Annotated in this window: 23 protein-coding genes, 1 tRNA gene and 4 pseudogenes; 14 read left to right on the plus strand and 14 right to left on the minus strand. The window is 59.1% G+C overall.

What is annotated here, in order from left to right:
- The 3 genes from GKC70_RS13795 to GKC70_RS13805 all read left to right on the plus strand — a co-directional run bounded on the left by GKC70_RS13795 (position 1) and on the right by GKC70_RS13805 (position 1,924).
- Positions 1-861: a CAP domain-containing protein gene (locus GKC70_RS13795; RefSeq protein WP_342648971.1), complete on the plus strand. Its 861-nt coding sequence runs from the start codon at positions 1-3 to the stop codon at positions 859-861.
- A 64-nt stretch (positions 862-925) separates the two neighbouring features.
- Positions 926-1,312, plus strand: coding sequence for a VOC family protein (locus GKC70_RS13800; protein ID WP_342648972.1), 387 nt, complete (start codon positions 926-928; stop codon positions 1,310-1,312).
- Between the two features lie 24 nt (positions 1,313-1,336).
- Positions 1,337-1,924 carry a hypothetical protein gene (locus tag GKC70_RS13805; RefSeq protein ID WP_342648973.1) on the plus strand — a complete coding sequence of 196 codons (588 nt, stop codon included), beginning with the start codon at positions 1,337-1,339 and terminating at the stop codon, positions 1,922-1,924.
- An 18-nt stretch (positions 1,925-1,942) separates the two neighbouring features.
- Here the strand turns inward: GKC70_RS13805 and GKC70_RS13810 are convergent, their stop codons facing one another.
- The 5 genes and pseudogenes from GKC70_RS13810 to hchA form a co-directional block, all read right to left on the minus strand.
- Positions 1,943-2,857: a tyrosine-type recombinase/integrase gene (locus GKC70_RS13810; RefSeq protein ID WP_342648974.1), complete on the minus strand. Its 915-nt coding sequence runs from the start codon at positions 2,855-2,857 to the stop codon at positions 1,943-1,945.
- Between the two features lie 402 nt (positions 2,858-3,259).
- Positions 3,260-4,858, minus strand: coding sequence for a histidine kinase famiy protein (locus tag GKC70_RS13815; protein ID WP_342648975.1), 1,599 nt, complete (start codon positions 4,856-4,858; stop codon positions 3,260-3,262).
- Between the two features lie 211 nt (positions 4,859-5,069).
- Complete coding sequence (locus GKC70_RS13820; RefSeq protein WP_342648976.1) at positions 5,070-5,375, minus strand: hypothetical protein; 306 nt, start codon at positions 5,373-5,375, stop codon at positions 5,070-5,072.
- Positions 5,376-5,871: 496 nt separating this feature from the next.
- A complete protein-coding gene (locus tag GKC70_RS13825; RefSeq protein WP_342648977.1) occupies positions 5,872-6,597 on the minus strand; it encodes a PA1136 family autoinducer-binding transcriptional regulator in 726 nt (241 codons plus the stop codon).
- Positions 6,597-7,414, minus strand: a pseudogene (gene hchA / locus GKC70_RS13830) (glyoxalase III HchA); the annotation flags it as partial. The pseudogene hchA and the gene GKC70_RS13825, both read right to left, overlap by 1 nt.
- 211 nt (positions 7,415-7,625) lie before the next feature.
- Between hchA and GKC70_RS13835 the strand changes: the two are divergent.
- Together GKC70_RS13835 and GKC70_RS13840 are read left to right on the plus strand one after the other, a co-directional pair.
- Positions 7,626-7,861 (plus strand): annotated as a pseudogene (locus GKC70_RS13835) (hypothetical protein).
- A gap of 107 nt (positions 7,862-7,968) precedes the next feature.
- Positions 7,969-8,547: a plasmid pRiA4b ORF-3 family protein gene (locus GKC70_RS13840; RefSeq protein ID WP_342651527.1), complete on the plus strand. Its 579-nt coding sequence runs from the start codon at positions 7,969-7,971 to the stop codon at positions 8,545-8,547.
- Between the two features lie 400 nt (positions 8,548-8,947).
- On the opposite strand, the gene GKC70_RS13845 is transcribed toward GKC70_RS13840, so the two are convergent.
- Positions 8,948-9,910: a hypothetical protein gene (locus GKC70_RS13845; RefSeq protein ID WP_342648978.1), complete on the minus strand. Its 963-nt coding sequence runs from the start codon at positions 9,908-9,910 to the stop codon at positions 8,948-8,950.
- A 257-nt stretch (positions 9,911-10,167) separates the two neighbouring features.
- On the opposite strand from GKC70_RS13845, the gene GKC70_RS13850 reads away from it, so the two are divergent.
- A complete protein-coding gene (locus GKC70_RS13850; protein ID WP_342648979.1) occupies positions 10,168-10,446 on the plus strand; it encodes an HNH endonuclease signature motif containing protein in 279 nt (92 codons plus the stop codon).
- Positions 10,447-11,661: 1,215 nt separating this feature from the next.
- On the opposite strand, the gene GKC70_RS13855 is transcribed toward GKC70_RS13850, so the two are convergent.
- Both GKC70_RS13855 and GKC70_RS13860 read right to left on the minus strand, forming a co-directional pair.
- Positions 11,662-12,045, minus strand: coding sequence for a tail fiber assembly protein (locus GKC70_RS13855; protein WP_342648980.1), 384 nt, complete (start codon positions 12,043-12,045; stop codon positions 11,662-11,664).
- Positions 12,046-12,563: 518 nt separating this feature from the next.
- Entirely contained in the window at positions 12,564-12,884 is a 321-nt protein-coding gene (locus GKC70_RS13860; RefSeq protein WP_342648981.1) for a hypothetical protein, read from the minus strand.
- 193 nt (positions 12,885-13,077) lie between these two features.
- On the opposite strand from GKC70_RS13860, the gene GKC70_RS13865 reads away from it, so the two are divergent.
- Positions 13,078-14,208, plus strand: coding sequence for an acyltransferase (locus GKC70_RS13865; protein ID WP_342648982.1), 1,131 nt, complete (start codon positions 13,078-13,080; stop codon positions 14,206-14,208).
- Positions 14,209-14,233: 25 nt separating this feature from the next.
- Here the strand turns inward: GKC70_RS13865 and GKC70_RS13870 are convergent, their stop codons facing one another.
- Positions 14,234-15,007, minus strand: coding sequence for an isochorismatase family protein (locus tag GKC70_RS13870; protein ID WP_342648983.1), 774 nt, complete (start codon positions 15,005-15,007; stop codon positions 14,234-14,236).
- 134 nt (positions 15,008-15,141) lie between these two features.
- Between GKC70_RS13870 and GKC70_RS13875 the strand changes: the two genes are divergently transcribed.
- Complete coding sequence (locus tag GKC70_RS13875) at positions 15,142-15,387, plus strand: helix-turn-helix domain-containing protein (protein WP_342648984.1); 246 nt, start codon at positions 15,142-15,144, stop codon at positions 15,385-15,387.
- A gap of 44 nt (positions 15,388-15,431) precedes the next feature.
- Here the strand turns inward: GKC70_RS13875 and GKC70_RS13880 are convergent.
- The 3 genes and pseudogenes from GKC70_RS13880 to sohB all read right to left on the minus strand — a co-directional run bounded on the left by GKC70_RS13880 (position 15,432) and on the right by sohB (position 17,734).
- Positions 15,432-16,361: pseudogene (locus GKC70_RS13880) on the minus strand (site-specific integrase).
- Between the two features lie 129 nt (positions 16,362-16,490).
- Positions 16,491-16,564, minus strand: a tRNA-Cys gene (locus GKC70_RS13885).
- A 144-nt stretch (positions 16,565-16,708) separates the two neighbouring features.
- On the minus strand, positions 16,709-17,734 hold the full coding sequence (sohB, locus tag GKC70_RS13890; RefSeq protein WP_342648985.1) for a protease SohB: 1,026 nt from the start codon (positions 17,732-17,734) through the stop codon (positions 16,709-16,711).
- Positions 17,735-17,933: 199 nt separating this feature from the next.
- On the opposite strand from sohB, the gene GKC70_RS13895 reads away from it, so the two are divergent.
- The 5 genes from GKC70_RS13895 to GKC70_RS13915 all read left to right on the plus strand — a co-directional run bounded on the left by GKC70_RS13895 (position 17,934) and on the right by GKC70_RS13915 (position 21,911).
- Entirely contained in the window at positions 17,934-18,647 is a 714-nt protein-coding gene (locus GKC70_RS13895) for a histidine phosphatase family protein (RefSeq protein ID WP_342648986.1), read from the plus strand.
- 57 nt (positions 18,648-18,704) lie between these two features.
- The gene (locus GKC70_RS13900) at positions 18,705-19,022 is read left to right on the plus strand and encodes an SCP2 sterol-binding domain-containing protein (protein WP_342648987.1); all 318 of its coding nucleotides are present in this window, start codon (positions 18,705-18,707) and stop codon (positions 19,020-19,022) included.
- Between the two features lie 198 nt (positions 19,023-19,220).
- Entirely contained in the window at positions 19,221-20,288 is a 1,068-nt protein-coding gene (locus GKC70_RS13905; protein WP_342648988.1) for a phosphotransferase family protein, read from the plus strand.
- Between the two features lie 39 nt (positions 20,289-20,327).
- Positions 20,328-21,095, plus strand: coding sequence for an SDR family oxidoreductase (locus tag GKC70_RS13910; protein ID WP_039577094.1), 768 nt, complete (start codon positions 20,328-20,330; stop codon positions 21,093-21,095).
- Positions 21,096-21,212: 117 nt separating this feature from the next.
- Positions 21,213-21,911 carry a YoaK family protein gene (locus GKC70_RS13915; RefSeq protein WP_342648989.1) on the plus strand — a complete coding sequence of 233 codons (699 nt, stop codon included), beginning with the start codon at positions 21,213-21,215 and terminating at the stop codon, positions 21,909-21,911.
- 1 nt (position 21,912) lies between these two features.
- Here the strand turns inward: GKC70_RS13915 and GKC70_RS13920 are convergent, their stop codons facing one another.
- The gene (locus GKC70_RS13920; RefSeq protein ID WP_342648990.1) at positions 21,913-22,263 is read right to left on the minus strand and encodes a hypothetical protein; all 351 of its coding nucleotides are present in this window, start codon (positions 22,261-22,263) and stop codon (positions 21,913-21,915) included.
- A 112-nt stretch (positions 22,264-22,375) separates the two neighbouring features.
- Between GKC70_RS13920 and GKC70_RS13925 the strand changes: the two genes are divergently transcribed.
- Positions 22,376-22,684: an RcnB family protein gene (locus GKC70_RS13925; protein ID WP_029613245.1), complete on the plus strand. Its 309-nt coding sequence runs from the start codon at positions 22,376-22,378 to the stop codon at positions 22,682-22,684.
- 64 nt (positions 22,685-22,748) lie between these two features.
- Here GKC70_RS13925 and betT read toward each other — a convergent pair.
- Positions 22,749-24,718 (minus strand): annotated as a pseudogene (gene betT, locus GKC70_RS13930) (choline BCCT transporter BetT).
- Between the last annotated feature and the right edge of the window lie 216 nt (positions 24,719-24,934).

The following is a 24,934-nucleotide window of genomic DNA, read 5'->3' on the forward strand; positions in this document are numbered from 1 at the left end:
ATGCGCGTCCTGTCATCCCTCGCCTGCCTTGGCGCCCTGTCGTTGGGTTTGCTGAACCCGATCAACGTCCAGGCGTCGAGCGGCGATGAAGCGCAACTGATCGAAGCGATCAACCTCTACCGCAGCCAGACCCAACGTTGCGGTGGCGAGGCGTCGCTCGAGCTGCCGCCGCTCAACAGTGACACCCGCCTGGCCCTGTCGCCGGAAGGCACCCGCGACCTGCAGCAGGCCATGACGCGCGCCGCCTACCCCATGGTCAACGTCCAGGCCATCAGCCTGTCTGGCCCACGGGACGCAAAAGCGGCCATGGGCGCCATCGAGGAGAGTTTCTGCCAGGTGGTGCTCGATCCGCAGTTCGTCGATATCGGCGTCAGCCAGGAAGGCCGCGACTGGCGCATCGTGCTGGCGCGCCCGCTGCTCAGCGGTCGCCTCGGTGACTGGCAGGCCGAGGGTCAAAAATTGCTGCAGGAAGTCAATGCCGCGCGCAAGCTGCCGCGCCAGTGCGGCGGCCAGCCCTTCGCCGCAGCGCAGCCCTTGAACTGGAATGCCACCCTGGCCGATGTCGCGGCCAATCACACCCGCGCCATGGCCAACCAGAACTTCTTCGACCATATCGACTACGACGGGCGTACCCCTGGGGATCGCGCAGAACTTGCGGGTTATCTGTACCAGCAGATTGGCGAGAACATCGCCGCAGGGCGCGACACGCCGCGCAAGGTGGTCGATGGCTGGCTGGCCAGCCCTGGCCACTGCGCTACCCTGATGAACCCCGACTACCGTGACCTGGGCGCGGCCTATGCGGTGGATCCGAAGAGCGATGCCGGCATCTACTGGACCGGCGTGTTCGGCTCGCCGCAGTGAAGGCTGGTCAAATGCAGCGCAGCGTCTTTACTTAGGGCTATGCCCCTCAGCAGCGAAGCCGCCTATGAAGATCGTGGTCACCCGCATCCTTGTCGACGACCAGGCCAAGGCCCTGGCCTTCTACCACTACATACTGGGTTTCCAGCCCAAGGACGACATCCCCATGGGCCGGCACCGCCGGCTCACCTTGACGTCGCCGAACGATCCGAACGGAGTGGAACTGCTGCTTGAGCCGGATTCCCACCCCGCCGCCCAGGCCTACAAGGCTGCGCTCAAGGCCGAGGGCATTCCCGCCACCTCCTTCGCGGTGCGGGATATCCAGGCCGAGTACACGCGCTTGTGCGCCAGTGGCGTGCAGTTCGCCCAGCCGCCCACTGTGACCGGGCCAACGACCGTGGCGCTGTTCGACGACACCTGCGGCAACCTGATCCAGCTCAGCCAGCGTCATTGACGCCGCGCCCAAGGAGCCGAACCGATGCGCCACGAATTCAGCGAAGTGCTCAACGATCTGATCGACTATTTCCTGCTCGCCGACATTCAGCGTCTGGCGCGTTTCAAGGAGGAGAACGACCTGCCGGACGATCTGGCGCGCGCGTTCACCTCCGGCGACAGTGGCGATCGTGCGGTGCTCGAAGGCGTGGTCGTGCCCATGGCGGGGGTCGACAACCTGCCCTACCGCATCATCTTCAGCCTGGACGAACCCATCCCCGCCCTGCTGGAACCCGGCAATCGCGTCGCACACCGCCGCGCGGGTTATGTACTGCAGGTTGAACATCGCGCCTTGATGCTGTTCACCTGGCGCATCCTGCAGCATTTCACCCACAAGACCCTGGGCGATCTATTGGCCCGCTATCAAGTGCCTGGCCGTCCGATCATCGAACTGGACAACGGCTGGTATCACGTGGAGGTGCTGGCCGGTGCAGTGTTGAGAGAGGGCTTCTATGAGCCAGCATTCGAGTTCGTGCTCAGGCGCACGCACTGCCAGCGTCCCACGGACGACATCGATGTGAGCTACCGCTTCAGCCTGGAAGAAAACCTCCTGCCCTCCACACTCGCCCGCTGACACTTCTCTGCCGCGAACTCAGTAATCGAATCGCTCAACCGCCCGCCGCCGCTCGTTGTCGTCGCGGCGGTCGTAGCCTGCGGTGGTCTGAATGTTGACGTGGTGCGCCAGCTTCTGGGCAATGGACAGGTCATGCTCCTCGATCACCCGCGTAATGAATGCACGCCGAAAATCGTGTGGCATGATCTTCACGCCCACCTGCGCGCCGCGCTGCCGAGCGATGTAGTAGATGGCATGCTTGGTGATACGTGCCCGAGTAATGTGATTGCCACGACGGATGCGATTGAACAGAAAGCTGTCGTCCGTCACGCCGGTCGGCAGGTGCTCACGACGCAACGCCAGCCAGGCGCCAAGCTTCTCGAACGCCCACGGCGGGGCATATTTGATCAACTGCCGATTGCCCTTGCCCACGACCCGCAGGCTGCGCTCCTGGAAGTCGACATCGGCCAGGTCGATATCGACCGACTCGGACTTGCGCATGCCGGTGCCGTACAGCAAGGCGATGATGGCCGCATCGCGCACGCCCTGCGGTCGCGGGTCGGCAGAACAGACGTCCATCAGTTCGCGAATCAAGCTGCGCTTCAGGTTGCGTCCTGGCGGCAGGCGCGTGCCACTGGCGGGCTTGACCTCGCGAATGCGCAGCAGGTGTTCGTGGTCGATCAGTCCCTGGCGCCAGGCCTCGTTCATCACCCCGCGCACAGCGTTGACGTACAGCGATGACGTATTAGGGGCATAGCCATCGGTACGAAGCGCCGCCACCAGCGCAATGATGTGGCCCGCCTCGAGCCCGTGCCAAGGCACCGTGGCGATATCGTGATCGGCAAAGCCCAGGCGGTCGGCGGCATCCTGAAGGATGTAACGCAGGGTCATCTGGCTGGACGGCGCCAGACGCGCCAGGTACTGCAGCACCGGATTTTGCACGGGGTGGGTCAAAACATGGATCCTGTCGCCGGCGACGGCGGTCTGAGCGCCATCAAATTGAAATCAAAGCACTTTTTGAGTGCCTGCGACGTGATGGTAACTGATCGATGGCCAGGGATCGAACGCCGACGGCACTGTGATCCAGACGCTGAAATTGACTGAGGCCCTGAACAGGGCCTCGATTCGAGGTGGGTGCAGGCGAGCCTGAGGCTTGCCACGTTCAACTACGCGGCTTCATTCCGCCCCTGGCGGGATGGCGTCCTTATGCTTGTCCTTCAGTCGCGCCCTCTCCGCCTCAGTGGAGTGAGCGGGTACCTGGTCCTGCTTGGGGTCTTGCTGCTGATCGGTCATGTGCAGTGCTCCGTGGCTGTCAAAGGTTGGGCATCCTCGCGCAGATGCAGTTCAAGCTCATCCTCACACCCCGCCTGGAGAATCCAGCACCTGACGCACCTTGCGCGCCAGTTCCTGTGGCAGGTAAGGCTTGGAAATGACCTCGAACTCCGCGCCTCCGATATCGGTGCGCTCGATGGAGCTCTTGGCGTAACCGGTGGTCAACAGCACTTTGATGGCGGGTCGCTGCGACTGCACCCTGCGCGCCAGGGTCACGCCATTGATGCCGCCTGGCATGATCAGGTCGGTAAACAGCAGGTCGAATGCGTCATCGCCCTCGAAGAGTTCCAGCGCTTGCTGGGCATCCTTGGCCACCAGGGTCTTGTAGCCATGCTCCTGCAGGATCACCTGGGCCAGCTCGGCGACGTCCAGACGGTCCTCGACGATGAGGATGCGCTCGTGCCCTGCTTTGGCGTAGCTGGCCGAGCGCTGCTCGATGGGCTGGAGCTCGCTGGCGTCGGCGGGGAAGTAGAAACGCAGTGTGGTACCCACGTGTTCTTCGGAGTAGATCTTCACCGCCCCGCCTGACTGCTTGGCGAACCCGTAGACCATGGACAGGCCGAGGCCAGTGCCCTTGCCTTCATCCTTGGTGGTGAAGAACGGGTCCATGGCGCGATCGCGTACCAGTTCCGACATTCCATCGCCGTTGTCGGTCACGGCCATGCAGACATAACTCCCCGCCAGCAAGCCCTCGTAAGAGGTGCGCGCGTCCGGGGTGACGATCACATTGCGGGTCTCGATGTTCAAAGCGGGATCGTCATCCCCCGCCATCGCATCCCTGGCATTGATGACCACATTGAGCAAGGCGATCTGTGCCTGGGCGGGGTCGATACGGCAATTGTGCAGATTCGGATCCAGGTCCAACGTGACGTTGACCCCATCCCCCAATGTCTGGTTGATCAGCACCTTCGCGTCGGTGACGATCTGATTGATATTGATGACCCGTCCCTGAAGCGACTGCTTTCGAGAGAACGCCAGCAACTGCCGAGTCAAGGTATTGGCCTTGTCCACGGCGTTGCTGGCATAAGTGAGGTTTCTCACGATCTTGGCAAAATCGGGTTGGTCCTTCTCGGCCGCCGCCTTGGACAGCGAAACGTAGCCGCCAATCACTTGAAGCAAGTTGTTGAAGTCGTGGGCGATGCCACCGGTCAGTTGCCCCAGCGCCTCCATCTTCTGCGACTGCCGCAGCGCCTCCTCGACATCCCGGCGTCTGCTGACATCCAGTTGCGAGGCGAAGAAGTAGGTCAGTTTACCGGCGTCGTTGTAGATCGGAGAAATGAACAGTGCATTCCAGAACGAACTGCCATCCTTACGGTAGTTGAGCACTTCGGTGGAAAAATCGTAACGCTGCTCGACTGCCTGGCGAATGGCGGCAACCACCTCCGGATCGGTGTCCTTGCCTTGGAGAAACCGGCAGTTGCTGCCCAGCAGTTCCTCCAGCCCATAACCCGTCATTTCCTGAAAGGCGTGGTTGGCAAAGATGATCGGGTTATCGGGTTGATTGGGATCGGTGACGATCATCGGCATGCGGGTGCTTTCAACCGCCGCGAAGAAGATATCCTTGGGATGACCAAGGACCTCGGCAGTGAATCGATTGTCAACTCTGAGATCGCTGTTGGGCACTGCGCTTTCCTCACACTAGATGCGGCTTCGGCAACTTCCCACACGCACTATCACTGTGCAGGAAACTTCAGCGCCATCGGTAATCTTGGCCATGTTGGCTTGGATACCGGGGAAGCCGCTACGTTCGGATTTTTTCCAGACCCAGCGCACGTTCTCGATAACGACCGGGGAGCGGCCGGCAACAGCGCAGACACCGGCCGCGCAAACGTGGTCAGGACACGGCGAAATGGCTCATGAATGTCAGGTCTTCGATGGCGTGCGCGTACTCAGCGAATCGTGCATCACCTTCACGGAACGCTTTGGCCACGTCTTGGGCATATTCAAGACCTTCCCACATCGCTAGATCCACGAACACGCGGTCACCGCCCAGCGGGGCATAGGCGTGGTAATCGATCAGGCCGGGAAAGCACTTCGCAGCCGCCATGAGCATTTCCACGCCTAGTATCAGCGCGTCCAACTCGAGCGTGTTCAACGTCAGCGGCGGCAGTTCGAAGTCAGCCTCCCGGCCATACCCCAAACAGGATCGGACCGCGCATGGCCCTGTGAATGGCCGTCATTCGAGAACTACTTCGCTGATTGCGCGTCAACTCATGCGACTCGCTTACTTTAGGCGATTGTATCCTCCGGCTGGCGCGGGCAAATCGCATCGAAGTGCAAGCCTGTAAAGACTCAACGCCAACTGCCGCCACATCAAACAACGCCGCCTTGGCAGGCGTACAAGGATGGACATGTTCAACTTCTTGACTCGGTTATTCAAACGCAGACGGAACAGCTCAACCCGCAACGCAGGCCTGGAGGGTGTTCGACAGGGCCAGGGAGTCGATCCGATGATCACCCTGGGTACACTCGGCACGCTGCACAGCCTGCAATCATCGGACTGTTCGACCTCCGATCGCTCCAACAACCACTGCTACGGGTCGGACCACAGCACGCATTCGTCCGGCGACGGCGGCAGTTCCAGCGACAGCGGCGGTGACTCTGGCTCCAGTAGCTGCGACTGAGACCGCGCTGTGTCAGGCACCGATTTCGCCATTACGTATGGCGACGCGTATCGCCTCGGCCGTGGTCTTGACTTCGAGCCGTTTGCGAATACGCCTAAGGTGGTTTTCCACCGTGCGCTCAGACAGCGCCAAGGTCGCCGCGATAACGCCCTGTCGCCGCCCTGCAGCAATCCAGGCCAACACCTCGCGCTCACGCGTGGATAACTGACCCGGCGCGACCTCCGGGGGTGGTGCCAGCAATCGACGCGCGGCCAGAAACGCGGCCTCGGCCACGACCTTCACGGCCCAGCGCGCTTGAACGCTGGCGTCGATGCTCGCGCCCCCCAAGCTCATCGCGCCTTCCAGCCCCAAGGGCCCGAACAAGGGCACTTGCAGCCCATGGATGCCGGGGCCGCGGGGCGTGGTCACGATTCGATACAGTTCACCGTCGGCCGCGTGCCGTGTCTTGGTCCAGAAAAATGGCTCGCGTGCAGTCACAACATGGCGCGTGACCGGGCAGCGCTGCATGTAGGTCTTGGCGTCAACCGCCTCACCCGTCCCGAACCAGTCCCCTTCCAGCCAATAGATACGCTCCACCGGCTCGCTCTGCCCTGCCGACGTCGAAAACAGCATGAAGCGGTCATAGCCCAGGCCCGCACAGAAGCGTCGAACGGCGTCACGGACCTGATCGAGCGACTCGGCGACCTCGACGGTCGCCGCGCAGCGCAACACCGCCTCCAGGGCGCTAGCGCCGGACACTACGCCGTCACTTCCTTGAGCAGGACTTCAGCCGCCAGTTTGCCCAGATTGTTTCCCGCGAGCGGACTGTCGCCGGTAATCAGGGTGCGGTCGCGATGGACGGCTCCGCTGATATCGTCATTGACGATCTCGAAGCCTAGCGACTTGAGTCGTTCGCCAAACTTCCATGTCAAATGGCCGGGCATATAGCCGATTTCCGGCGTTTTCGCATCAAGTGCATCGGGAAACGCACAGATCTTGTAGCCGCGGTACAGGTCGCTCTCACCCACGGCGAGGAACCCTGCCGGCCCATGACACAGCGAGATGACGAAGCGCTCATGTGCGGCGGCCCACTTCAGCACCTCACCCACCTCGGCGCTTTCGGGAATGCCGATCAGCGCACCGTGCCCCCAGGAATGAAGATGGCCGCATACGTGTCCAGGCCCGCCGCCAGCACGTCAGCCAGACGCTGGGGTTGCTGGAATTGACTGTGGTACTTGTCGAAAAAGCCTGCCACTGCCTGATCTTCGCCTGGCATGGCCCAGAACTCGAACTTGACCGGATTGCCGGAAACGGTCGCGATATCGAACGCGAAACCGGCGGCATCAAGGTGATACATCGGTAACAGGGTTTCTACCGGATGATTGCCCGTGGAGAAGAAACTACCGTTATCGGTCAGCAAATAGCGCTCGTCGGCGCCAATCATGAGAATTCTCTTTGTCCCGGTATAGGGTGCTGGATAGTTGGCGCCGTTAAGGTCCGACGTGGGCGAGGTGAATTGCTGCAGGGAGTAGTCGGACGGGAAAAAGGCGTTTTTCTCCGCAGGATCAGGTCTGGGGCCTTACTGACTTGCGCGTGATCGGACATGTTCCACCTCCATCGATTGATTGACCAACGAGCCCGAGCATGCGCAACGCCGATGAATCGTGCAATGAGGGATTTCCGCTGAGAACTGTGTTGGCTCGTCGCAGCCCCTGGTATGCCCCGTGCGCTTGATCAATCGGCAAAAGCCACTTTTACTGATGCTATTGAACTCAGAGGACTGCACCATGAGTATTCGCAGCCTGGCAAGAAACCTACCTGCCGATCCTGCCAGAAAGGGATGTGTGCTGGGGTGGGGGTGCTGAAGGACCGACATCCCTGGCATTTCGTTGACGTGTACGCCGATCGGTCAACCGCCCAAGCAGAGGCGCAGCGGCGAGGCACTGGCTACGTGGTGGAATATGGTTCGCATCGGCTTGGAAGTGATACGTTCATTTGCGGTGTCGGGCTGCCGGAGGGATAGGCATGCACCACCAGATAAGCGGCGAGATGCGAAGCTCAACGGTTGATCATGGCGATCAGGAGCGGACTCTTCTCACCCACACTCATGATGACAAGGCTGCTAGATCAATGGATGCCACCGCAAGGCGACCGAAAGCTCCGGCTGAACTTCTGCTACTGCACATCGAACTGAACGACATCGAGCCTACGGTCTGGCGTCGCTTTCTGGTTCCCGAAACCATCACGTTGGGCAAACTGCACCGGGTGATCCAAGCCGTGATGGGCTGGACTGACAGCCATCTGCACGAATTCGATATTGCCGGTGAGAAATATGGCACTCCCAGCTCCGATGATTGGGGGGCGCCGGTGAACTCAGAAACGCGCAAGACACTGGTCAATGCCCTACAGGGCAAAAAGAGGTTTGGGTATCTTTACGATTTCGGTGATAGCTGGGAACACCGAATCACGGTTGAAAAGCGCTTGCCGATGATCTCGGCACCTCAGGAGCATTATTGCATCGAGGGAGAGAATGCTTGCCCACCGGAAGATGTCGGTGGAACGCCTGGCTTTCAGGACTTCCTCGACGCCATGGCCAATCCTGCTCATCCTGACCATGACGATAGGGTGGAATGGTATGGGGGCGTCTTCGAGGCTTCGGTATACGACTGCAAGCCGGTCAATCAGTGGCTTGCACGCAAGAAGATTTGAAGGGCGCCAATGCTGCCCAGCCTTGATAGACAGCACCCCATTGCGCCAAAGCAATGCGATAGAGGGCAGCGTTACGCGGAGTCCTTCATACCCTTACACAAGCCTCATCAAGAGCCTGTACACAGAAAAAATAATCTTAGATTCAGGGGCCGATGGAAAACGCACGCTAATCATGCGGAGGTTCAAGTTGAAGTCATACAGACTGACCGCGTGGTGTCAGCAAATGCTGAAACTCCCCGCCTGTCCGTCAATGGGCTTGCAGCGCTGGCACCCAACTGAACCAGTCTCGCCGCACGTCCAGCGCATCTCCCGAAGGTCCAGCCTGGCTGTGGCGAGCCTGAATCAGAAGTGAAAAAGCCCAGCGCGACGGCTGGGCTCTGTTACGCAAGGAGATTGAAGATCACGGAGTCCAGTAAGCAATCTTGCCGCTTGCACCAACAGCTACAAAATTACCGTTGCCGTAGGCGACGCTCCGGATATCGGTTCCTGCGAAAGTGTTGGCTTGCTGAACCCAGCCGATCCCATCCTCGGAAACGGCTGTCTTGCCGCCGTCGCCGACAGCTACATACTTGCCGTTACCGTAAGCAATGTCGCGGATGATGGTTCCACCGAAACTGGTATCTGCAACAGCAGTCCAGTTAAGCCCATCGGCTGAATATGCCATCTTGCCATCGGCACCAACGATAAACATCTTCCCGTTGCAAAGCTTCATGGAAAGGATGGTACTAGTGCCGAAGGTGCTGATTCTGCTCGAGAATGATTGCACATTACTCGTCGGCATCTTAGTAGCGCTAAGCAGCTTTCCACTCGATCCCGCAATCAACACAAAATCGCCAATGACATTGACGCAGTACACAGTCTCGCTAGAAGTGAACGTCGTAGTGCGCTCCACTTGGCCTGACCAATCGCCATAACGGGAAAAGACTTTACCGTTAGACCCAACCAATATCCAGGTCGCGTTGGTTCCCAAAATGGGCGGATAATACACAATGCCATACAAGTCTCCGGACGCGCGTACAGTTGCCGTAAGGTCTGTCCAATCCCTTAAAGGGCGCGCTGTGCTGCCGTAGCTCACATTGCCGGATTGAGAAAGGGCTTGAAGCGTAGTCCCAATACCGTTCCAGTACAGCTCGTTGATAACTTTTCCGCTATCAGACGTGACGGCGCCCTTGAGCTTGGTCCATACCGTACCAGTCGCGTTTCCGCTGATAACCTGAGTGGTTGTGGGAAGACCGTTGCCACCCGCCGCATAAAACTTACCATCCGCAAAAACCACGCGCCTAAGCATGCCGGTGTTAGCCACCGGTTCTACTTGAGTCCAAAGATCTTGCATGGTTGGAGACGCCGAGTTTGCCTTTTCCATTTTAAACTCCGTTACTGAGCTGATTTAAGTTCAGGCCTCTGTATTGGGCGTATGGCGCTCATGGGCGATGGCTCGAGACTCGAGGTCTTCACGCTAAGGTCAGGGGTGACGAGGTTTCACCGACCCCAGACCTGTCGCTGATGGGGGAATCATGCCACATCAATACTGTATATTCAACCAGTATTTTGAGGGCTTTATTCAGCGAACTTCGGCTTACTCACCGCGTTTGAGTGGATGGCTGATCGCATGTTCCGGTGATGCCCGGCTTCGCGGGGATCGTATCGCCCTGGACGTCGGTGCATGCTTTGCTTTGGGAACAAGCCTACGGCCAAATCCCGCTGGGCCCTCTAGTGGTTTTCGAGGACTGTAATCCCCAGCACATCGAGATCGGCAATCTTGAATTGGTCAGCCGCGCGGAGAACATGCGCCGCAAAATCATCCACAGATATCCACTAGAACTCAAAACCACTATCCGCCAGTTGAGCAAGCTGAAGCGTGCAATCAGCGAGGCCTCTGGTGAAAAAAAAGATGACTGACCTACATAATCACCTGTTCGCAACCCTAGAGGCATTGCAAGACAAAGATGATCCTATGGACATTGACAGAGCGAAAGCAATCGCAGAAGTGGGAAAGGTACTGGTGGATTCCGCCAAGGTGGAAGTAGCGCTCATCAGCGCAACGGATGGCCAGGCTCCAAGCAAATGTGTTCGGAGCTTCCGTAAAACGCACTTTACACAAGCCCCAGCCAGTCGACGGTCAGCGCAAAAGGCAAAACTATACCGTGCTGAACCTTATATCCGAAGGCTGTATGATCAGAAAAACAGGTAGTTTCAGCTTGTATCTTTGACAGGTAATCCATGATGTGCACCGGCTCGATCGACGTACATTTGACAACCTAAACATTCGAATTCAGACTGACTTTGATCGGGTCTGAGCGTCAAACCTGCACTCGGTGAATTGTTAATGACCAGCCTCCACAAACTGGGCCAGCGCATTTGCGTAATGGGACCCTCCAACAGCGGAAAATCCATATTGGCTAACGCCATCGGGGTCAGGCAACGCTTGCCCGTCGTACATCTCGACGTTTTGTTTCACCAACCCTACACTGACTGGAAACCTCGCCAAGACGCGGAGTTTCTAAGCCTCCATCACCCAGCAATTGAGAAGATTGCTGGGTGATGGAGGGAAACTACACACGATGCATCACGTAACGCTTAGCACGGGCGACGGGCATTATTCTGCTGGACGTCTCAACTGTTACTAGCCTGACACGGTACTTTCGTCGCACATGGTTTGAGCATGATCGACTTGGCGCCTTGGAAGGCGGCTTCGATAGCCTCAAATGGCAGATGATTCGCCACATCGCCAACTCAACTCCGCCAAATCGAAGGAAATACGCGGAGATATTCGAAAGTATCAATCTGCCCAAGCTCAAACTGGTGACAGCCGACGCCATCAATCACTTCTATGAGGTGTAAGGGCTCGGCTCTTGAGTTGAAACGCTGATGATAACTTCACTGATGGGGTGAACGCTGCCGCCGCGTGAGAAAGGCTTAAAGCAAAGTTTTCAGCGCCACGGAAGTTCGACTGGTCGGTGATCTGCATAGGTTGCATCTCCAGATGTCGAGATGAAGGGGCGCAAGCAGACCCGATGTGTCTTCCGGGCGGATTGGACGTCAAACCGGTAACCAATGAGGAAGGGTGTGATGAGAAAAGGAATTTGCTTGATCGTGATCGCGGCATGTCTAGCATCAGGGTGCTCGCATTACTTCAACAGCCCATATGGCGGTCGAAACCAGGCACACAGCATCGCGTGTGACGGCGACCCTCCTAACCAGCCAGGCTGCTACGACCGTAACCAAAAGCGTCTGGATCAGATCTATCAGGACGTCATGGACAGCCGCTGAGTAGCCACATGCGAAAAGTGCGGCTGGCCAGTCGATCGTGCCGGGGTAGCCTGGCTGTTTGGGCAGGCGGTCGAGCGCAACGCGATACCGCTTCCACTGTTTTAGCAACACGCCCTCGGCGTCGGTTGCGTCGTCCAGATCAACCGCATCCTGTTGCGGAACAATGGCCGTATCAACGTCCCGACGGCGCAGAAAGCTTTCAGCCTGAACTTGAGACAGCAGGTCCACCGGCTCGGGTTCCAAGATAACGGGCAAGGCTGGCGGGGTAGCTCATGGACAGGGCTCTGAGCTGCTGAATTTTCTGCTCCTAAGCCGTGATGGCCTTGGCTCTCGCCGGAGTTACGCCTTGGCGTTCCTGGCGCAACTGGTCTATCCAGCGACGCGGAGCAGAGGACCAATGTCAAAGATGGCACAAATCTCAGAAACCGATGGAACTTCGTCCAGCACCATGGCAGCGGCCTTAAACTTGAATCCATTCGAACAAGATATACGCATGACCCACAAAGTGATGATGTTTCGGAACTCCTGCCCAAAAGTTTCGGAACTCCACCCTTTTTTGAAGGCAAAAGAAAAATCCCCCAGACGCTAATCTGCGGGGCTTTCGAATGGTGGATGCCGAGGTCGGAATCGAACCGGCGTAGACGGATTTGCAATCCGGTAAGAGACTCAGGTTTTTCGGGGTTTTCAGCCTGCAGGCCACGGAATCACTTGCTTATGCCTTAGTTGCTGGTGCTGGTAGTTCATGACTATTTGGGACATCCAGTGCCCAGGATTGTCCCCTGCTTTCCTTCTTGTATGTGCCTAGCCTCCGAATTCGCCCAAACGCGCCTGAGCTGCGTCCTCATCATCAGATATAGCCGCTCGATTGCCTGGGCCGGGATGGCCTTCAAGGTTTCCAGCGACTCCATCAAGCCCTCGGCCAGTGCTTGGGCGACCAGGCAGTTCACCGCGCTGTCGCACAGGTCGATCTCTGTCAGGCGCTTGCGCGGCAAGCCGTGGATCTCCTGCGGCATGACGATGCCCGGCATAAACTCACCGGCCTGGGCGTTACAGTAACGATTGCTCACTGGACCCCTCTCATCTATAGAGAGATCATTATAGATCGACTCGCAGGCCAGCCCAGCTATACGGCTGCGCTCAAGCGCAGCTGCCTGTCCTTTCCTTCCATCATCTGGCTATCGAAATCCAAAACAGGAGCCTCTCCAATAAAACGAGGGAATCTATGGTAGTTTTGCAGACCCAAGACAAGACCCTAACAACATGGATACCTCCGTACTGAGCATTTCTGCAAACAGCAGCCGTTCACAGAATATTGATACCCTTCGATTACTGCTTGCCGTCTGGGTGGTGGTCACGCACTTGGCGCCGTGGGCTTTTGCCGTACAGGGGCCGTCCGCAATACCCCAGAGCATTCTCTTGGTCACCCAATGGCTGGAAGGTGTATTCCAGGGGAATAGCGAAACGCATCCGGCGGTTCTCGGCTTCATCGTCCTGAGTGGATACTGCATACACCGCAACGGCTTGAGATCGCACCGCGACGGTGTCGCCGCCTATGCGATCCGCCGGTTCTTCCGCATCTACCCGGTTTTCTTCCTGGCATCTTTATTCGGATTCGGGATGTTCTATATCGCTTCTCGGATCAACCCGGAAGCCGCACCAATGGTTTCGGGCACGCATGAGTTGACCATTGAGAGCATGCTAAGGAAGCTGCTGACCACCGAGGCCGTAAACCCTGGCGACTACTTCCCCTCGATCCAAGGCAATGGGCCGCTGCAAACCGTGGCCGTCGAGATGTGGCTCTACGCGGTCTATCCTCTCGCACTGCTGATTATCGGTCGGCTTTCCGATCGGGCTTGGTGGGCGGTTGTGGCCGCCTGCTGGATTGCAAGCGTTGGCATCAACACGTTCATACCTGAATGGCGCTACTGGTCCTTCAACGCCAGCTTGATCGCATTCGTCCCTTTCTGGTGGATAGGACTTAAGTTCACCGACCCTAATTTCGCCCGCGTCATGGGCCGCATCGTGATTCTGCCGGCAGCTGCCTGGCTGATTATCACTGTCTTTCAGAAAGATCTCGGGGCTCACACCCAGCTGTTCGCCGGCATTCGCCAGGTCATGTTCGCCCTATGCTTCGGCTGCCTGATCTCGTTCATCGACAAAGCTCGCAGCACTTCGGGCACTCTCCTTGGGGTGGTTGGATCTGCTGGCTACAGCATCTATGCCTTCCACGCGCCAGTCGTCTATGTGTCGGTTATTTGCGGTGTGCCATGGTGGCTGATTGGGCTTATAACCATTGCAGTAGGCGTTGCCGCCTTCCAGTTTATCGAGAAGCCATTCATGAGGATTGGCCGGCGCTTGGCCGCTCATCATGTAGGGCTTCGCTCCGCATGATGTGAACGCTTGGCCAGTTGCGGGATCATCGGCCCATCGTAGAGGACTGTTTAATTCTCATGAAATCCTTAAAAGCGATGATCTCGCCAATCCAGTTAGAAATCATGGTAGTGGTCGCCTTGTGTGCAGCGCCACTCCCCCAGGTGTTGCCAAACTCTGTTGCCGCCGATGCTTCCGGAACGAAGTACAACTTGAACCCTCTGTGGAACATGGGAATCATTCCGGTCGGCATGCCTATCACACAAACATTCGAAGAAAATCCCGTATAAATCAAAGTATCGACACCGGCGCTTTTTAAGTATTCCTCAAACTTTCTATCATCCATATTCGAATGATAGACAACGTCTGCACCACCTGATTCAACAACGGCCTGTAATGCTGGATCTATCCTGGCGGCATATCCCAAATTAATCGTGGCTGGGTCGTTTGTCACGATTACTACCTTCAGCCCCAAGGTGACAGCATGTTTTACCAAAGGCACCAACCTTTTGGAATACACGTTCTTGAAGTGTAGGTTCATGACGGGCGAACCGCTGTCTTCCCAGGGATCCATCACCACTACAGCCGTCTTATCTTTCATCAGCGTTCGGGTTAAGACATATTTTCCTTCTTTCACTTTGAAGAAGGCCTCGCCTTTACGCTGCTCTGGAATCAGGTTCCCAGCCTGATCAAGTGCAAAATGTGAATGTCGCCAAGTTTTTATCTGGTACTCAAGCGATTTTTCTTCCGCCTCAGCATGCACAACAGACGATACGACCAAGCTAACTACAAACAGACAGGCAAATTTAAAATTATTCAAAATACAGTACCGTGTCCCGACGACCTCAGATTGACCTACAGGCAATGATATCTCAGTGATGCCCTGAGTGCGCGCCGTCGATCACTGCCTCGCACGCACGCTCAGCTACCCGATTCATCTTCTGAGGGGGTTACATGGAACAAGAGGTCATCCACCTGCCCGAGTTAGCCAAGATGCTCGGGCGCTCAGAATCGTCAATTCGCAGCGCGCGCCAGGACGGCGCCAACTGGCTACCGCCGTTCTTCAAGCAAGGCAAGCGCGTCCGCTGGCGTGTCGCTTCGGTGCGCAAGTTCTTGGAAGAGTTCGAGCAGGGGCTGCACGCGCCGGCCAAGCCAGGGCGGAAGCGCCAGGCCCCGCCGACGCTCGCTAGTGTTCGCTAGCCCAGCTTGTCGGCCAGTGAGTCGGGGCAGAGGTGGGTGTACCGTCAGAGCATCGACAGCGTGCGGTGCCCGGTGATGCTTGCCACCTCCATCAGCGATAGGCCTTTCTCAAACAGCCGCGACGTACCCTCATGCCGAAGGTCGTGGAAGTGCAGGTCATTCACGGCGGCTGCCTTACAGGCGCGGTTGAAGTATTGGCTCACCGAGTGCGGCGCCAAGGAGAACACCTTGCCATCCATGCGCGCCGGGAGGCTGTCGAGCAGCGCCCGCGCCTTGGATGACAACGGGACCAGCCGACGGCTGCCATTCTTGGTGTCTTCCAGCAGCGCGTGCTTACCCTTCACATTTTCCCGGCGCAGGCCCAGCAGTTCGCTGCGGCGCATGGCTGTCTCTACCGCGATCTGGATGACCGCCGGCATTTCGGCGTGAATCTCTCCCGCCTTCTCGATCACGGCAGCAAGCTCGAAACTTGATGGCCGGCGATCTCTTTCTTTCGACCCCTTGGGCATCCTCAGCTTCATCACCGGGTTGCTCAACCCCTGAATGCCCCAGTCCTTGATCGCCACCGTATACAGGTGGCTAATGATCGCAAGGTCAAGCCGAACTGTGGCCGTAGACTTCCCCTCCTTGAGCTCACCATCCCTCTACAACGCAAAGTCACTGGACTTCGACACGGCAAGCACCCTGTCGGCCAGCGCGTGCTTTTTCCACTTGTTGATGCGGGTAAGTTCCTGCTTCGCGCCCTTCTTCGATGAGGTTATCTCCCGCGCGTAGCGGTCTAGTGCCTCTGCCAACGTCGTGCGCTCGGCTTCCCACATATCGACGAAGCGCGCCCGCGACATATCGCCTTCGATCTCAGCTGTCCAGCGTTGGGCCTCGGCTTTGGTGTCGAAGGTGGCAGACAGTGAAGGGAATCCTTTACGGCGGATCTTCGCCCACCATGCGCCGCCTGGGCGCTGTTCGTAAGTAGCCATGAGCCGGATTTTGCCGGCGACGAATGGGACGCGCAAATTCCTTTGCTGTCTCAAGTGTAACGGGGATGCACAACCCGCGCGGCATGAAAAAAGCCCCGCAACCTCAATGGCTGCGGGGCTTTCGAATGGTGGAGGCCGAGGTCGGAATCGAACCGGCGTAGACGGATTTGCAATCCGGAGCATAACCACTTTGCTACTCGGCCTCAAAGCTGGAGTCAGCTTTCGCTATCTCCTTGAAACTGCTTAACTTTTTCAAGAAAGCTGCGTTTCGATGGACGCCATTATGTCGGCATTCCTTGCCCCTTGCAACCCCCTGAAAGAAAAAAATCTTCAAGGGGCTCAAGGTGTTAGCGCAGACGGCCGAGCTTGCTCAAAAGACCGATCAGCGCCTTCTCAACAGCGCCGCTGGCCGCCATACCGATACGCTCCTGCAGCGACTTGCGCTCGGCAAAATGCACGTGGAACAGATTGGCTTCCCGAGCGCGCGTGCTCAGGTACTCATCGCTGGTGCTCAACTCATCCACCAGCTTGCGATTCAGCGCGGCAACGCCCAGCCACACTTCGCCGGTGGCCACCTCATCGATGTGCAACTGCGGGCGGTAACGGGCGACGAAATCCTTGAACAACTGATGGGTGACATCCAGGTCCTCCTGAAACTTTTCGCGTCCCTTCTCGGTGTTTTCTCCGAAGACCGTCAGGGTACGTTTGTACTCGCCGGCGGTGAGGACTTCGAAGTCGATGTCATGCTTCTTGAGCAAGCGGTTGACGTTGGGGAGCTGGGCGACGACGCCGATGGAGCCGAGCACGGCGAAGGGCGCGCTGACGATCTTGTCGCCGATACAGGCCATCATGTAACCGCCGCTGGCAGCGACCTTGTCGATGCAGACGGTCAGTGGGATGCCCGCCTGACGGATGCGGGCCAATTGAGAAGCGGCGAGACCGTAGCTGTGGACCAGACCACCGCCGCTTTCAAGACGCAACACGACCTCGTCCTGGGGCGTGGCGAGGGTGAGCAACGCAGTAATTTCATTGCGCAGGCTCTCGGTCGCCGAGGCCTTGATGTCGCCATCGAAATCCAGCACATAGACACGGCCTTTTTCCTGCGGTTTGGCCTTGCCCTTCTTGACCTGTTTTTCAGCTTTGGCCTGCTGCTTGCGCAACGCCTTGAGCTCAGCCTTTTCGAACAGACCCGCTTCCAAGCGCTCGCGCAAGTCTTTATAGAACGTGTTCAGGCGCGTGACCTGCAATTGCCCGCCCGGTTTGCGCCGACCTTTACCGCGCAGATTGGCGATCCCCGAGAGAATGACCAGGATGGCAATGACCAGCGTGGCCGTTTTGGCGAGAAAGCTTGCGTATTCGGCAAGAAACTCCACAGTGACTCCTTAATGAACCTACGCCCTAGGGCGCGAAACTGTTGCAAGCATACCGGTGCGCTTGGGCGGCTACCAGCATGGGAAAATGCTGGCAACACAGTTCAAACAACCTTTTCAAACGCTTGTATGTTTTTCCATTGACAGCCTCCACAGGCCGCCCTAACCTCGCAACAACTTCATCATCCAGCCGGACAATGCAGTGGGCGACATCTACCTGATCCGACATGGCCAAGCCTCCTTCGGTGCCGACGACTATGACGTCCTTTCGCCCGTGGGTATCCGCCAGAGCCGGGCGCTGGGCGATCACCTCGGCCTGCTCGGTGTGGATCTTGACCGCTGCCTATCAGGGGACTTGCGCCGCCAGCACGACACCGCACGCCTGACGCTAGAGGCAATGACCGGCGCAGGACGCCAGGTCGCGGCTCTGGAAACCGACGCGGCATTCAATGAGTTCGATGCCGAGGGCGTGGTCCGCGCCCTGCTCCCGGCCTTGCTGCCAAACGAGCCTGAAGCGCTGCATGTCCTGCGCAACGCTGCGCAGAACCCATCCGAGTTTCAGCGCCTGTTCGCACTGATGGTTCAGCGCTGGCACGACGACGAGCACGACGCGCACGAAGGCCTGGAAACCTGGGGCAACTTCCTTGATCGTGTCGCAGGCGGTCTGGATCGCGTCCTGGCCAAAGCCGCCAGTGGCGACTCCATCGCCATCTTCACCTCTGGCGGCACCATCGCCGCCCTGCTCCATCTGCTGACCGGCATCCCGCCAGCCCAGGCCTTCGCGCTGAACTGGCAGATCATCAACACCTCGCTGAGCCACCTGAAGTTCCGTGGCAGCGACGTGACCCTGGCCACCTTCAACAGTCAGGCACATGTACGGCTGCTGAAGACACCCGAGCTCCTCACCTACCGTTAGAGCCCGGTACATCCCGTCCCTATGCGGACCTGACTAACTCCCAACAAGGAATACACCATGACCTCCGTAGCCGATGCCGTGAAGACGATGCAAAAGAAGTTCAACCCAGCTGCGGCCGCCGGCCTGGACTTGGTGTTCGGCTTCAACATCACCGACGAAGACAAGCACTACGCGCTGATTGTCAAAGATGGCACCTGCGCGCTGCAGGAAGGTGAGAATCCGGACGCCAACTGCACCCTGGTAATGGACAGCGAAACCCTCAAAGGCATCGTCGGCGGCGAGACCGACGGCATGCAGGCTTTCATGGGTGGCAAGCTGCGCGTTGAAGGCGACATGATGCTGTCGATGAAGTTGAGCGACCTGTTCCCCTCCTGAGAGGCGTGCCGCGCTGATCGAAAAGAACCGAAGCTGTAGCCGCTTCGGTTTTTTTTCGCCCGCGCCTTTGCAGGGTTCATCAGGGACAGTGATCGACCGGCAACACCCACGTCGATAGGCCATCTGGCACGCTTGTCCCATACCGGCTAGGCCATTAGATTAGCCAATCATCCTTGCCAACCGGAATAAGGAAAAGGCATGACGCTCACCGATCAGCCCACCGAGGCACGCCGCGGCGAAGAACTCGACGCCGCTCGCATCGACCCGTATCTCAAAGCGCATGTGCCCGGCCTCGACGGCCATCCGAGCATCAGCCAGTTTCCCGGTGGCGCGTCCAATCTGACTTACCTGATTGCCTATCCTCAGCGCGAGCTGGTACTGCGCCGTCCACCGTTCGGGCAGAAGGCCAAGTCGGCGCATGACATGGGCCGCGAGTTCCGCATTCTCAACCAGCTCCACGCCGGTTTCCCCTATTGCCCCAAAGCCTATGCGCACTGCGTCGATGAATCGCTGATTGGCGGCGAGTTCTATGTGATGGAACGCGTCAAGGGCATCATCCTACGTTCGGACCTTCCGCCTGAGTTGGGCTTCGATGCCAGTCGCACCGAAGCCCTGTGCAAGAGTTTCATTGATCGCCTGGTCGAACTGCACCAGGTGGACTACACCCACTGCGGGCTGGCAGACCTGGGCAAGCCCGACGGCTATGTGCAACGCCAGGTCGAAGGCTGGGCGAACCGCTACGAAAAAGCCCTGACCCCCGATGCCCCGCGTTGGGAAACGGTGGTGGCCTGGCTACGCAAGAAGATGCCTGAAGACCACCCACGGCCAGGCATCATTCACAACGACTACCGCTTCGACAACGTGATTCTCGATGCAGAGAATCCCATGCACATCATCGGCGTACTGGACTGGGAGATGGCCACCCTCGGTGACCCGCTGATGGATCTGGGCAACAGCCTTGCCTACTGGATCGAAGCGGATGATCCCGCCGCCGTGCAACTGATGCGCCGCCAGCCCAGCAATGCCCCCGGTATGCTCACTCGCAGACAATTCGTCGACTATTACGCCGAGCGCGCCGGCATTCGCATCGACAATTTCGACTTTTACTACTGCTATGGCCTGTTCCGCCTCGCCGGCATCGTCCAGCAGATCTACTACCGTTTTCACCACGGCCAGACCCAGGACAAGCGCTTCGCCCAGTTCATCCATATGAACCGGCTGCTGGAGCACATGGCGCTGCAGGTGATCGACGCGTCTTCTCTCTGAACTGCGCAGGCCCTGAACTTCACCACAAGGAACCCCGGCATGTCCAAGACCTCCCTGTTCGACCTCGATGGCAAGATCGCCTTCGTGTCCGGCGCCAGCCGCGGCATCGGCGAGGCCATCGCCCACTTGCTGGCCCAGCAAGGCGCCCATGTGATCGTTTCCAGCCGCAAACTGGACGGCTGCCAACAGGTCGCCGACGCGATTATCGCGGCCGGCGGCAAGGCCACGCCCGTGGCCTGCCATATCGGCGAGCTGGAGCAGATCCAGCAGGTGTTTGCCGGTATCCGCGAGCAGTTCGGACGCCTGGACATCCTGGTCAACAACGCCGCCACCAACCCGCAGTTCTGCAATGTGCTGGACACCGATGCCGGCGCCTTCCAGAAGACCGTGGACGTCAACATCCGCGGCTACTTCTTCATGTCGGTGGAAGCGGGCAAGCTGATGCGCGAACACGGCGGCGGCAGCATCATCAACGTGGCCTCGATCAATGGCGTCACACCCGGGCTGTTCCAGGGCATCTATTCGGTGACCAAGGCGGCGGTGATCAACATGACCAAGGTGTTCGCCAAGGAATGCGCGCAGTTCGGCATCCGCTGCAACGCCCTGCTGCCCGGCCTGACCGACACCAAGTTCGCCTCGGCGCTGGTGAAGAACGACGCCATCCTCAAGGCCGCCTTGCAGCAGATTCCGCTCAAGCGTGTCGCCGACCCCAGCGAAATGGCCGGCGCAGTGCTGTACCTGGCCAGCGACGCCTCCAGCTACACCACGGGTACCGCCCTCAACGTCGACGGCGGTTTCCTGTCCTGATCGACACCTGCAGCGGCAAGCTGCCGTTGGTCAGTATCGCGCTGCCATCCTCGGATATACTCCGCCAGCCGCAAACGTCGGGCCACTGACGCCCGGCCAGACTGGAGGAATCCCGCGATGCTGCCCCGCAGTCCGTCACCCAACAGCCACCGCCAACGTCATCTGCAGCGCCGTGGCACGGTGGGGCTGTACTTCGTCGCCGCCTTGTCGGTACTGGCCGGCATGACCGACGCCATCGGCTTTTTGGCCACCGGCGACTTCGTCTCGTTCATGAGCGGCAACACCACGCGCCTGGCGGTATCCCTGGGCAATGCCGAGTGGCGGCCCATCGTGCGCCTGGCGCTGGTGATTGGCGCCTTCATCCTGGGCAACGCGCTCGGTGTGATCGTCGCGGCCCGCAGTGGCCGGCGCCACTGGCCCTTGCTGGGACTGATCGGCTTGTTGCTTGCGCTGGCCGGGCTGCTGCCTGAAGCGCTGCAACTGGCCGCTCTGCTGGCGGCGGTCACGGCGATGGGCATGATCAACGCAGTGGTCGAAGAAGTGAACGGCTTGCCGATCGGACTCACCTATGTGACGGGCGCTCTTTCGCGCTTTGGCCGAGGCCTGGGACGTACGTTGCTGGGTCAACAGAGCCTGGGCTGGCGTGTGCAACTGGTGCCGTGGAGCGGCATGTTCATCGGTGCCGTGCTCGGCGTACTGCTCGAGCAACACTTCGAACGCGCCGCACTGCTGGCCAGCGCGCTAGTGGCCGTGATGCTGGCGCTGGCCTCGTGGAAAATTCCGCGGCGCTGGCAACTGCGCTACATGCCGCGATGACTTACAGGCAGGTCGCAGCCGCGGCCTTGCGCTGCAGCGCGACCATGTCGCTCTTTTGCGCGTAGTAGTCGACCCGCGTCCCGCCGGCCTGCGGGTAGACGTCGACGAACGATTCCGCCTCGCGCGTGTAGACGGTGAAGCCTCCGGCCTTGCGCGACTCCAGATAGCCGCTGGCGTCGACGCCGAAGCGCGCCTCCTCCTGCCAACTGAATTGTATGCACTGGGCGACTATCTCCGGCGCCTTCTGCGAATCCAGGCGCGCGCCGGGCTGACCGGTGCGTGCAGCCTCCATCGTCGACGACGCACAACCGATCATCAGCAGCGCCGCGGCCATCGGCAATAGTGCTCGCATGTTGCATCCTCGGAAGAAAAAAGAAGCGACTGTAGCACTGCGCTTCGCATGGAGTGAATTGTCACGCACAGGTCGCTGTCGTATTTACAGAATGTCCATGAGGAAAGCCTGCATGAAAACCCGTTCCCTGATGTGCGCCCTGCTCTTCACGTTGCCCCTGACCCAACTGCCACTGAGCGCGCAGGCGGCCGAGTCCAACGTCGAGAGCGTCAAGGCGCCCGAGTCGCATAACCGTGAACTCAAAGTCGGCGACAAGGCGCCCGACCAGTACAAGCGTGACGACGAAGCCGTGCGCGACTGGAAGGCCAAAGGCCTGCCAGCACCCGAGAAAGAAAGTCACTGGGTGAAGATGGCCAACAACTATGTCCTGGTGCAGACCACCAATGGTGTCGTGCTGGCGATCCAGGCGGCCAAACACTGAGGCGTGTTTTACTTCAGCCTTGCCAGTTGAAACGGGCCGCATCTGCGGCCCGTTTCTTTGCGACTCACCCCACCAGGTGCAGGTAGTGCAGGTGACGCTCGTAGTGATCGAGAATGTCGCCGATCACCTCGTCTTTCGACCAGCCCATCACATCGTGATCCTGCCCCCCTCGCGCAAATGCACTTCGGCGCGGAAATACTTGCGCTCCTCCCCAGCCATGTCGCTGAGCACGAAGCTGGGCATGGCATAGGCGCGCGGACGAATCTCGTAGATGAAGAGGTCGTCGCTGGGGCCGAGCTTGAGCGTGACGCGCCCGCCTTCACCCTCTTCGACACTGCAGTCATAGCCCTGTCGGCGCCATTCTTCGACCAACGACTGGCAAGCCGGCAACGCCACTTCCGAGATGAAGCGCTGCACGTGCGAGCGACGCGGGAACATCGCCAAGGTGCGCAGGCGCCGCTGCCAATTCCCAGCCGCGCGCGATGCCGTCGGCGAAATCGCCAACGCCTGGTAGCGCAAGTCGCGCTTGGTGGCATCGAGCTTGAGCGCCTTGAGCAGCCCACGCATGCTCAGAAGCAATGCCACGGTGAACGGCAGTGCACTGGCGATGGTCGCGGTCTGCAGCGCCTTGAGACCGTCAGCGAGCAACAGGGCAATGGCCACGATGCCCATGGTCGAGGCCCAGAAAATTCGCTGGCGCATCGGCGTGCCCTCCTGGCCGCCGGAAGCCAGCATGTCCACCACCATCGCGCCGGTGTCGGCCGAGGTGACGAAGAACACCACCACCATCACCACTGCCAAGGTGCTGATCACGCTGGCGAACGGGAAGTGCTCGAGGAAGGCGAACAGCGCCAGCGAGGTGTCCTTCTCCACGGCGGCCGCCAGATCGGTGAGGCCTTGGTCGAGGATCATGTGGATGGCCGTGTTACCGAACACCGTCATCCACAGCAGGGTGAACGCGGTCGGTACCAGCAACACGCCGGTGACGAATTCGCGGATGGTCCGACCGCGCGAGATGCGTGCGATGAACAGCCCGACGAAGGGCGACCAGGCCAGCCACCACCCCCAGTAGAACAGCGTCCAGCCACCGATCCAGTCGGTCGGTTGATAGGCGTACAGGTTCAGGGTACGGCTGACGATTTCACTGAGGTAACCGCCGGTGTTCTGCACGAAGGTCTGCAGAATGAGCACAGTCGGCCCCAGGAGCATCACGCCCAGCAGCAGCAACACGGCCAGGCCCAGGTTGAGCTCCGACAGACGACGGATGCCCTTGTCCAGACCCGACATGACCGACAGCGTGGCCAGGAACGTGGTACCGATGATCAAGGCGATCTGCACCGGTACCGACACCGGCACACCGAACAGCGCATTGAGCCCAGTGTTGATCTGCGACACGCCAAAGCCCAGCGAGGTCGCCACACCGAACACCGTGCCGATGATGGCGAAAATGTCCACCGCATGGCCCAGCGGTCCATGAATACGCTCGCCGATCAAGGGATACAGCGCAGATCGCAGGGTCAATGGCAAGCCATGGCGATAACTGAAATAGGCCAGGATCAATGCCACCACCGCGTAGATGGCCCAGGCGTGCAGGCCCCAGTGAAAGAAGGTGATGCGCATCGCTTCGCCCGCAGCCATCACCGTTCCACCCTCACCCAGCGGCGGCTTGAGGAAGTGCATCACCGGCTCGGCAACGCCGAAGAACATCAGGCCGATGCCCATCCCGGCGGAGAACAGCATGGCGAACCAGGTGGCGTTGTTGTAGTCGGGGGTGCTGTGGTCCGGCCCCAGCTTGATGTCGCCGTAGCGGCTGATCCCCAGGAACACCACCGTGCCCAGGATGAGCGCCACCGCGAGAATGTAGAACCAGCTGACATTACCGATGATCCAGCCCTGAATGTGGGCGAACAATTCTTGGGCGTGATCGCGGAATACGCTGGCGTAGAGCACCAGCAGCAACAATATGACGGCAGAGATCCAGAAGACCGGTGGATTGATGGTGGGACTGCGCGGGGGTTCGGGGGATCTTGCCATGTACGATTACTCTCCAGCTTGGCGCTTCATGCGCACGGTTACCTACGACAAACGGTAGACGCTGAAGGTTTTATCGGACAAGAAATATCAGACATTCTTTATTCTTACTCAGGGCTTTTTCCTACAGCGCTCGGTGGTATCGCCATGCCTTCGCTGCACTGCCGTGCCCCGCTGCAAACGGGTTTTTCCCCTGCGCAAACCTGCGTCTGCGCAGGG

Source organism: Pseudomonas sp. REB1044 (assembly GCF_038813925.1).
Lineage (GTDB): Bacteria > Pseudomonadota > Gammaproteobacteria > Pseudomonadales > Pseudomonadaceae > Aquipseudomonas > Aquipseudomonas boreofloridensis.